The organism is uncultured Bradyrhizobium sp. (assembly GCF_947648125.1).
GTDB lineage: Bacteria > Pseudomonadota > Alphaproteobacteria > Rhizobiales > Xanthobacteraceae > Bradyrhizobium.
On record NZ_CANSMR010000063.1, the window covers coordinates 1 to 11,156 of the forward strand.

At 64.3% G+C, this 11,156-nt stretch carries 2 protein-coding genes; both read right to left on the minus strand.

Annotation, left to right across the window (positions count from 1 at the left end; translation table 11 throughout):
- Positions 1 to 10,320 (minus strand): hypothetical protein (locus tag Q0030_RS40320; protein ID WP_298380620.1); only part of this gene is annotated, 10,320 nt, incomplete at its 3' end.
- 85 nt (positions 10,321 to 10,405) lie between these two features.
- Positions 10,406 to 11,156, minus strand: a 751-nt coding sequence (locus Q0030_RS40325) for an autotransporter strand-loop-strand O-heptosyltransferase (RefSeq protein WP_298380623.1), incomplete at its 5' end; no start/stop codon positions are given.

Consider the following 11,156-nt stretch of genomic DNA (forward strand, 5'->3'; position numbering starts at 1 on the left):
CACGTCGATCTCGGTGTTGGCTAACTGGGCGACGCCATTGATCGCCCAGTGGCCGTTGCCTCCGGTGTCCCAGAATGCGTACTGGGTCATCGTGTCGTTGTCGGCGTCCGAGGTCGAGAACAGGCTTGTGGCGATCGCCGATGCCTCTCCATGGGTTGCTGTCACGTTCTGCGCCGTCACCACCGGCGCGTGGTCAGGCCCCGGCGTTGCCGTGAACGCCGTCCAGGACCCCCACTGGTAGCCGTCGTTGGCCCTAACGTACAGTGTGTCGGGTGTCGACCCTGTCGGTCCGAACACGTAGCTGAGCTGCGACAGGTTCGCCGCCGACACGTCGATCTCGGTGTTGGCTAACTGGGCGACGCCATTGATCGCCCAGTGGCCGGTGCCGGTGATGTCCAAGACCCCGATCTGGGTGATCGGGTCGTGGTCGGCGTCCGTCGTCGAGAACAGGCTCGCGGCGAGCGCCGATGCCTCTCCATGGGTTGCTGTCACATTGGGCGCCGTCACCACCGGCGCCGCATCCGGCCCCGGTGTTGCCGTGAATGCCGTCCAGGCGCCCCACAGCATTCCGTCGTTCGCTCTTACGTAAAGCGTGTCGGGCGTCGATCCTGTCGGCCCGAACACGTAGCTGACCTGCGACAGGTTCGCCGCCGACACATCGATCTCGGTGTTGGCTAACTGCGCGACGCCATTGATCGCCCAGTGGCCGTTGCCGCCGGTGTCCCAGAACGCGTACTGGGTGATGGTGTCGTGGTCGGCGTCCGTCGCCGAGAACAGGCTCGTGGCGAGCGCCGATGCCTCTCCATGGGTTGCTGTAACGTTGGGCGCCGTCACCACCGGCGCCGCATCCGGCCCCGGTGTTGCGGTGAACGCCGTCCAGGACCCCCACAGCATTCCGTCGTTCGCCTTGACGTACAATGTATCGGGCGTCGATCCTGTCGGCCCGAACACATAGCTCACCTGCGACAGGTTCGCCGCCGACACATCGATCTCGGTGTTGGCCAGCTCGGTAACACCATTCACCACCCAGTGGCCGTTGCCGCCGGTGTCCCAGAACGCGTACTGGGTCATCGTCTGGTGATCCGGATCGGTCACCGTGAAGAGACTTGATGCGGCAACCGACGTTTCGCCGTGCACCGCTGCGACATTAGCGGCATGCACGGTCGGTGGAGTGTCCACAAAAGCGGTTGCGATGAATTGGGTCCAGCCGCCCCAGATCGTACCGTCATTGGCCCGAACGAACAGGGTATCGGCGGTGCCGCTTGGACCGAACACGTAGCTCACCTGCGACAGGTTCGCTGCCGAAACATCGATCTCGGCGTTGGTGGCCTGCGCGACGCCGTTGATAGCCCAGTGTCCGTTGCCTTGCGTGTCCCAGAACGCATATTGGGTGATGGCATCGCCATCTGCGTCCGAGACGGAGAACAGGCTGGAAGCCAGCGCAGAACTCTCGCCAACGATTGCCGTTACATTGGGCGCTGACGTGACCGGTGCGACGTCGGCGCGCGTCGTGACCAGCGTGCCGGTGCCGCCATCGGTGCCGACGCTGAAGCGGACGCCGGGCGTCTGATCAAGCTGCAGATCGAAGGAGGAAGCCCCCTCGGTGACATGCAGAATGTTGCCGGCCAGCAAAGTCGCCGACCCGCCCGATACGAAATTGAGGCCAGCCAAATCGATGCTGTCGCCCAGCACCAGACCGCTGACGGTCGTGCCGGCCAAGGACGTGCCATCGATCTTCAGCTGACCGCCGGAGCCGCTGAAGGTGATGCCGCCGCTGGCGGTGCTTCCCGCCTGCAATTCGACCAGGCCGCCGGAGATTGTGACCGGACCAGTCGAGCCGCCCGACGATACGACTTCAGTACCTCCGCCAAACACGAAGACGTTGCTCGTCGTCGTACCGGCGAGATTGAACGTGCCGCCGCTCGACACGGCGATGTTGTGCGCCGTGCCTCCGGAAGAAACGTTCAGCACGCCGCCGCTCGACACCGTCAGATGATCCAGTGCACCGCCTGAAAATACGTTGACCGTGCCGCCGGATACGGCTGTCCCGGAGCCCGTGGCGCCGGTGACGACACCACCCGAGAAAACATTCTCGACGCCGCCTGCATAAACGCCCACGCGGCTGAGCACGGTGCCCGACACGTTGAACGTGCCGCCGCTCGACACGCCGACGAACGCGGCCGAGCCACCGGCCAGAACATTGAGGGTGCCACCGGAAACGCCGGTGCCCGAGCTGATGGCGCCGGTGATCAGTCCGCCCGACAACACGGTCTCGACACCACCCGCCAGGACGGCCGTATTGCTGGTGACGGTGCCGCCCACGCTGAGCACACCGCCGCTCGAAACAGTAATGTGGTCGATGGCGCCGCCGGCTTCGACGATGACGCTCCCGGCATCGCCGACACTCGTCGCCGAGCCCCCCGCGAGAATGTCGAGCAGGCCGCCGCCCGAAACCTGTCCACCCGACGCGAGTCCTCCGGACGAAACAGTTTCAACGCCGCCGCTGAGCACGAATTGATTGGTGACGATGCCGCTGTCGTTCAGCGCACCGCTGGCATAGACGAACATCGCGGTCGCGGTCGCGCCCGACTGCACGTTCACCGTGCCGCCGGAGATCGCGGTGCCAAAGCCTCCGGACACACCCTGGACCACGCCGCCCGACAGCACGTTCTCGACGCCGCCGCTATACACGCCGACGGAGCTCAGCACCGTGCCCGCGACATTGAAGATGCCGCCGCTTGAGACGCCCACGTAGGACGCCGAGCCGCCAGCCGACAGGTTCAACGTGCCGCCCGAAACGCCGGTCCCGGATCCGGACGCTCCGGAGATCGACCCGCCCGACAGGATGTTCTCGACACCGCCGCTCGAGACCAGCGTGTTGCTGGTGATCGTGCCTGCAACGTTCATGGTGCCGCCGCTCGACACCGCAATGTTATGCGCCGTACCGCCAGCGGAGACGTTCAGCGTACCGCTTGAAACCGTCAGGTGATCCAGTGCGCCGCCGCCAAATACGTTGACGGTGCCGCCGGATACGCCGGTCCCGGAACCGGTCACGCCGGTGACAACACCACCCGAGAGAACGTTCTCAACACCGCCGCCATACACGGCGCCATAGCTGAGCACCGTGCCCGCAACGTTGAAGACGCCGCCGCTGGACACACCGACGAACGCCGCCGAGCCGCCCGCAAGCAGGTTCACGGTGCCGCCGGAAATATAGGTTCCCGAGCTCGTCGTCCCGCTGATCACACCACCCGAAGAGACGTTTTCGGTGCCGCCCGCGAACACCGTCGTCAGGCTCTGGACGGTGCCAAGCACATTGAGCGTGCCGCCGCTGGAGACAGACAAATTGTCGGCGAGGCCGCCCGAAAGCACCGTCGCGTTGCCGCCGTTCAACACCGTCGTGCTGGTCGCATCGCCGCCGGACGAGACCTGCAACTGACCGCCACTCGACACGATCGTGCTGATCGTCGCTCCGCTGTCGAGCTCGATACCGCCTTGAAGAACCGTGTTCAGAGCGGTGCCACCCGACTGCACGGTCAAGGTCTGGCCACTGCTGATCACCAGGCCGGCGCTGACCTGGCCATTGCTGACGACGATGTTGGTGCCGCTGGTCCCGCCACTGCTGGTGACCAGGAAGATATCGGTGCCGCCACCGTCAGCGGCGCTGGCGAACTGGAGGCCGCTAAAGGTTTGGCTTGGATTGAGCTGGATCGCCAGCGTGCCGTGGTCGTTGGTCGCAACATCCAGGACATTGCCGGCAGCAAGACCGACACTCGTGATCTCCGACATGCTCACGCCGGTTAGATTGATCGTATCCGTGACGGCAAGCCCGGAGATGACCGTGGTCGGCATCGCCGTGCCGTCGATCTCGAGCTTGCCGTTGGCGCCGACAAACACCACCGATCCGGCTTCCGCGGCGCCGCCGCTGAGATCGGCCGTGCCGCCGGAAATCGTGAGCACGCCACCAGCCGTGATTTGCGTATTCGACGTCGTGCCGTGCGACAACACGATCTCGGTGCCGCCGCTCGACACGGTGGTACCGATGTCGACACCGCCCGAGAGCACATTCTCGATGCCGCCAGACGCAACCGTGACGTTGGACGTGATCGTACCGGCCACGTTGAGCGTACCGGATCCGGAGAAGGTGAGGTGGTGTGCCGAAGCCCCGGCCGCAATGTTGAGCACGCCGCCGGAAAGGAGCGCGGCATGGTCGAGCGCGCCGCCCGAACTGACGTTGACCGTACCGCCGGAAATGCCCGTGCCGCTGCCGGTGAAGCCGGTGACGACACCGCCTGACAAGACATTCGTGGTACCACCGCCGTAAACGGCCATGTTGTGGAGCATCGTGCCCGCGATATTGGCGACGGCTCCGCTCGACACGGCGATATTGGCACCCGAACCACCAGCCGAGATATTCAGCACGCCGCCAGCGGAAACACCCGTACCATTGCCGGTACCGCCGCCGATCAGCGCGCCCGACATGAGGTTCAGGACACCACCGCTGTTGACCAGGATATGGTCGGCCCGGCCACCGGACAGAATGGTGATCGTGCCGCTATCGACGGTGAAATTATTGGGGTTGCCTGTTGCATAACCTCCGGAGGAAACGGTCTCGGTCCCGCCGGAGCCGATGAAGACATTACTGACGGTCGTGCCGTCTACGATCAGCGAACCGCCGCTCGAAACCGATATGTCGTGCGCCAGATTATTGCTGGCGACCACGGTGTACGTGCCGCCGCTGCCGACGAAAACCCCGCCGCCGCTGAGGATGTTCTCGCCTGAAACGGTGCCACCGGCGAAGATCGCCAGCTGCCCGCCACTTCCGATCGTCGGATCGATGGCAACGCCGCCCGAGACGGTCAATCTTGCCAACAATCCGGGAGCATTTATGCCCGATACAGTCGCTGAGATGCTTTCGCCGCCGACGAGGACGTTCTGGTTGCCGGCGGTCAGAATCTGGGCTCCGGTATCCACGCCACCGCTGATAATGGCCTCGTAACCGCCGGACAGGATCGTTCCGGTGGCCGTGCCGCCGGACGAGCCGGCATTGCTGCCAAAGGGCGTCAGACCGAGGTCGAGGAAACCTTGGTTGGACACGACCGTACCCGTCGCAGTGCCACCGCCGAGCACGGTGAGACCGCCGAAGCTGCCAACCTGGGTATGCGAAGCCGCGCCGCCGGAGGAAACCGTCAGCACGCCGAAGCTGCTGTTATTGCTTCCGCCGATCTGCGCGAAAATGCTGACGCCGCCGGCTGAAATCGACTCGTTGCCACCCTGGATCACGGCAGAGGATTCGACGCCGCCGCTCTTCACGGCTTCGAAGCCGCCGGACAGAATCGTGGTGCCGGTGGCGCTTCCGCCATCAATTTCCATGTAGCCGGCGGAAGCGACGATGGCGCCGAACGCACTACCGCCAGAAATATATATGCTGCCGCCCGTCTCCACGGTCGCGTTCGACGTCACGCCACCGGAAGAGACCACCTCCGAGCCAGCGGAAACGATGGTGCTTATCGCGGTGCCACTGTCGATCTCGAGACCGCCATCAATGATGGTGTTGTTTACCGTGCCGCCGGCCTGCACCGTCAGCGTCTGACCATTGCTGATCACCAGACCCGAGCTGGTCTGACCGTTGCTCACGGTGATATTGCCGACGGTGTTGCTGACAAGGAAGATATCGGTGCCGCTGCCGTCTGCGGCGCGGCCGAATTGGTTGGTAAAGGCTTGAGCGGGATCGAGCTGAATGCTGAGTGTCCCGTGATCGTTGGTCGCGATCTTCAGCACGTTGCCGGCGCCGAGGCCGACGCTGGTGATCTCCGACATATTGACGCCGGTCAGATCGATGGTGTCTCCGATGGCGAGGCCGGCGACGACCGTTGTCGGCATCGATATCCCGTCGATCGCAAGCTTGCCACCGACGCCGGAGAAGAACACCGTCCCGCTTTCGGTTGAGCCGCCGTTCAGATCGGCAACGCCACCGGCCGAGATCATGACCAGGCCGCCTGACAATATCTGCGTGTTCGAGGTCGCGCCGAGGTTCGCGGCGGCCACGAATCCGCCGCTTGAGACCCTGGCGCCAATGCTGAGGCCACCAGCCGAGACCGTCTGGTTGCCGCCCGACAGAATCGTAGCGCCGGAATCGACACCGCCCCTGGAAATGGCCTCGAATCCGCCGGACACGATCGTACCCGTCGCGCTGCCGCCGGCCGAACCGGGGCTGCCGTTGAACGGTCCTTGGCCGAGCTGGAAGTAGCCGCCGCTCAGCACCGTCGTGCTGGTCGCCGTGCCGCCGCTCAGCACGGTCAAGCCGCCGGAGCTGGAGATCGTCGTCGCGGATACCGCGCCGCCCGAGTTGACTTGTATGCCGCCAAAACGCACGCCGTCGCCGGTAATCGTGGTGGAAACCGCAAGGCCAGCGGAGTTCACGTTGAGCGTACCGCCCGCCACCGTCGTGTTGCTTGCCGTTCCGCCCGCCGAACCACCCTGTCCCAGGTACGGCGGAACGCCGAGTTGCATGAAGCCGTTACCGTCAACAATGGTGCCCACGGCTGTGCCGCCCGCGAACACGTCCTCCGTCCCATTCGCAGTGACGGTGATGGCGGAGGTTGAGCCGCCTGACAGCACGTCGAGGATCAGGCCGATACCCACCGAATAGCCGCTCACGACAACGCCGGGCCCCACCTCAAGGTTGGTGCCGCCACCGAAAGTGGTGTTGGAAAGCTGCGAAACGGACGCTCCGCTGACGAGTTCTATGGCGCCGAAATTGGTGACCGAAACTCCACTCAGGGATCCGCCTGAGAACAGCTTCAGCAGACCGCCATTGACCGTCGTGGCGTTTGCCGATCCGCCGGAGAGAACATCGAGCTCGCCACCGCCGAAGATATTGGTGCCGCTCGCCACGCCTCCGGATGAAACGGTTTCCAGGCCGCTGTAGAAGACGTTGATGTTGCTCGTCGTGCTTCCCGCGAGATTGAACCGACCACCGTTGTTCACGTTGACGTCATGCGCGGATGCGCCGGCCTGCAGGTTCAGGGTCCCACCGCTGTTGACGGAAACATCGCCGACAGAGGTGCCCGAGGAAGCATTCACGGTGCCGTTGACGTTGACCGTGGGGAAACCGGACGGATTGATCGATCCGCTGATGGCGCCGCCGGCAGAGACGTTCAGCGCGCCGCCGCCCGTAACGAAGACGTTGCTCGTAGCCGTGCCGACAAGGTTGAGCGTCGCCCCGCTCGATACAGTCAGATCGTGAACGGTGGCGCCAGCTGCGATCGCGGCCGAGGCTCCGGACGACAAGGTAAAGAACTCGGACTGGCCTCCGGAGGAAACGTTGAGCGAGCCTCCCGACAGCGTGACGTGCTGGGCGTCGCCGCCAGAAAGCACGTTCAGCGTGCCTCCCGATACAGCGAAGTTCTGCGCGCTGCCGCCCGAAGATATGTTCTCCGTGCCACCGGAGTAGATCGCCCCGTTGCTGACCTGCGATCCTGCGAGGTTGAGGACACCGCCGCTGCTGACACCGAGGTCATGGATCGTCGCGCCATTGTCGACCGCGACCAGGCCGCCACTGTTGATCGTGAAGAAGGAGAACTGACCGCCCGCGGTCACGCTGACTGTGCCGCCCGAGACACTCGTCCCGCTGCCGGGTGCGCCCGTCTCGACGCCGCCCGAAGAGATCTCGATGAGGCCGCTCGAATAGACCGCGACCTGGCTTGTCACCGTTCCGGCGACGTTCATCGTGCCGCCCGAGGACACGGCAAGGAAGGACGCCGCACCGCCCGACGACACGTTGAGCGTGCCGCCTGCGTAGACCGTGGAATGCCCGAGTGTCGCGCCGACCAGAACGTTGAGCGTGCCGCCGGAAACCCTGGTGCCCGAACCGGTGACGCCGTTGGCGTTGCCGCCGGCAAGGACGTTCTCGGTGCTGCCGGAGAGCAGGAACGTGTTGCTGGTGATCGATCCCGCAACGTTGAGCGTGCCGCCGCTCGACACGGTCAAGTCATGCGCGACACCGCCGATGTCGATGTTGAGCTGGCCGCCACTGCTGACCGTTGTGCTCTGCTCGGTACCGAACACGTTCTCCGTGCCGCCGCTCAGCACGGTGCCGATCGCCGCGCCGCCCGAGAGAACGTCGAGCGTCTGCCCCGCACTGATCACGAGGCCGCTGGAGGTCTGGCCGGCGCTGACCTTGATGGCCGAGCTATCAATGAAGGTGATGTCCGTTCCCGCGCCGTCGGTGGCGCTGCTGAACGTGCCGCTGAACGTGTCGCCGGGCGAAAGCTGCAGATTGAGCGTTCCATGGTCGCTGGTCGCGACCGCCAGAACATTGCCGGCACTAAGGGTGATGCCGGTGATGTTTGCGGCACTCTCACCCGTGAGATTGATCGTATCCCCGATGCCGAATCCCGAGATGACGGTGCCGGGCATGGTCGTGCCGTCAATTTCGAGCTTGCCGCCGGCGCCGGCAAAAATCAGCGACCCCGACTCGGTCGCTCCGCCGCTCAGGTCAACCGTGCCCGCGCCGGAAATCGTGACGACGCCGCCGGACAAGATTTGCGTGTTCGACGTCGTGCCATGGGCGTAGACGTTCTGCTGGCCGCCGCTGGATATTGTGGTGCCGATGTCGATGCCGCTCGACAGCACATTCTCGATGCCGCCCGAAACGACGGTGGCGCTGGACGTGATGGTGCCCGCCACGTTGAGGGTGCCGGATCCGGAAAACGTCAGATTATGCGCAGTCGCGCCCGCATTGATGTTGAGCACGCCACCGGAGAGAAGCGCAGCATGATCGAACTCTGCGCCCGACATCACGTTGATGGTGCCGCCGGAAATGCCGGTGCCGCTGCCGGTGAAGCCGGTGACGACGCCCCCGGACAAGACATTCTCGATGCCGCCGCCGTAGACCGCTTGATTGCGGAGCACGGTGCCGGCGATGTTCGCGGTGCCGCCGCTCGAAACGGCGAAGAAGGCGGCCGAGCCGCCGGCAAGGATGTTCAAGGTGGCGCCGGCCGACACGCCCGTGCCGGAACCGGACTGGCCGCTGATCAGGCCCCCCGAGTAGACGGTCTCGACCGCGCCGGCCGAGATGCCGACGTTGCTCAGCGTCGTGCCATAGACGTTCAGCACACCGCCCGACTTGACGACGACATGGTCGGCCTGGCCGCCGGACAGAACGTTGATGGTACCGTTGTCGCCGGTGAAAAGGCCGCCGCTGCCGCCGCCGCTTCCGGTGATGAGGCCGCCCGACAGGATGTTGACCACGCCACCACTGGCGACGAAGAGATTGCTCGTGACGGTGCCGGCGACGCCGAGGACCGCGCCGCTGTTGACGGCCATATGGTCGAGCGTGCCGCCCGACAGCACGTTGACTTGCCCGTTATCAACGTTGTTGCCGCTGCCGAGCGCGGTCTCGATACCGCCGGACGCAATGGTTTCGATGGCGCCCGACTTGATGAAGACGTCGTGCAGCGTCTGACCGGCTGAAACGGTGAAGAACGCGCCGTTTTCGAGCGTGACGCGGCCGCCGCTCAGAACGGTCTCGCCGATCACCGTGCCGCCGCCCCCGATGTCCAGCAAGCCATTGCTGCCGACCGTCGTGCCGCTCGCGATGCCGCCGTTCGACACAAATTGGGCGGCAAGGAATCCGGAACTGTTCGCGCCCGAGACCGTGGCCGAAACGCTGAGACCGCCGCTCGAGATATTCTGGCTGCCGCCGGACAGAATCATGGCGCCGCTGTCGACACCACCGCTCGAAATCACCTCGTAGCCACCGGACAAAGTCGTTCCAGTGGCACTGCCGCCGCTTGAAATGTTCAGGCCACCGGAGACGCCGACCGTCGTGTTTTTCGCTGAGCCGCCCGAGGAAACTGTGATGTTGCCGAAAGAGCCTCCGCCGCCGGTCACGGTGGTCGAGACGGCCAATCCCCCCGACACGATATTGACGAAGCCGCCCGACACGATTGTGTTGCTTGCAGTTCCGCCGGCCAAAATCGCCGAACCGTTGCCGGGGTCGAATCCCAGCCCCAGGAAGCCGCCGGCGTCGACCACGCCGCTGACGAGCGTCGCACCGCTCAGGACGGTCTCGGCACCGCCCGCGGAGATGGTCGTGCCGGAAGCAACGCCACCGGAGTCCACCTGCTCCTGGCCGCCATTGTAAACCGTTGTGCCGGTCGTGGTACCGGAGTCGAACTCGAAGCCGCCGCTCAATTGCGTGCCAACGGCGCTGGCGCCGGGATCGATGATCAGCGTACCGCCATTGAGGACGGTATCGCCGGTTTCAGTGCCAGAAGATACGGTAACGGTCACGCCGCCGGAAATCGTCTGCATGGCTCTGCCCCTGGGCCAGAATAAAATTCATTTGTCGGTTTCGGTCGCCAATGCCGCATAGTTGGGCATCGACGTCGTCTACGCGCTACACTTTGGCGCCGACCGGAAATCCCGGTATGCGCTGGATAATCTGCTTGACGTGATCGGCCGTAATCAGCCGCGTGCATTCGAATTGCCGGGGTGAATTGGCATGCCGCGGGCACCACAGAAAATCCTTGTGGTCGAAACGCACCCGCGGATCGTTCCAGCAACTGTTGCACGCGTGAAAATTGACAATGCGGTAAGGCGTTTCAAATTCGTTGGTCGGATGGGTGAACCCGCTGATCATGACGACCGGCGTCCCCGAGGCCCATGCAAGCCATGACAGGCCGCTCGACAGACCGATGAAGAAGTCCGCGTGCTTCAGGTAGCGAAAGCGCTCGGCCAGCGGCCTGTCGCCGGTCTCATCCTCGGCGCCGTTCGGAATGTGGTTCCAGATCAACTGAGTGCCGTGAGTGGCCTTCTGGTCGATACAGACCACCCGGTAGCCGGCCGCCTTCAGGAAATTGACGATCTCGCGCCAACCATGGGGATTATTCCAATATTTGCTTTGCGTGGTGCTCTGAACCGCGATGCAGACATAGGGCTCGGCTATCGGCCTCGTATCATCCTTGATGACGATGCGCGGCGGCTGCTCGGTCGGATCGACCCCCAGAATATAACCCGCGGTCCGATGTAGCCCGACATGGCGAAAATCGGTCGGCTGATAGACGCAATCCTTGTCGTCGAAAAACAGTCCGATGCTGTAGGTCGCGTAGTATCGCTCCGGCTTTACTTCTTCGTGCGTGATGAACTCG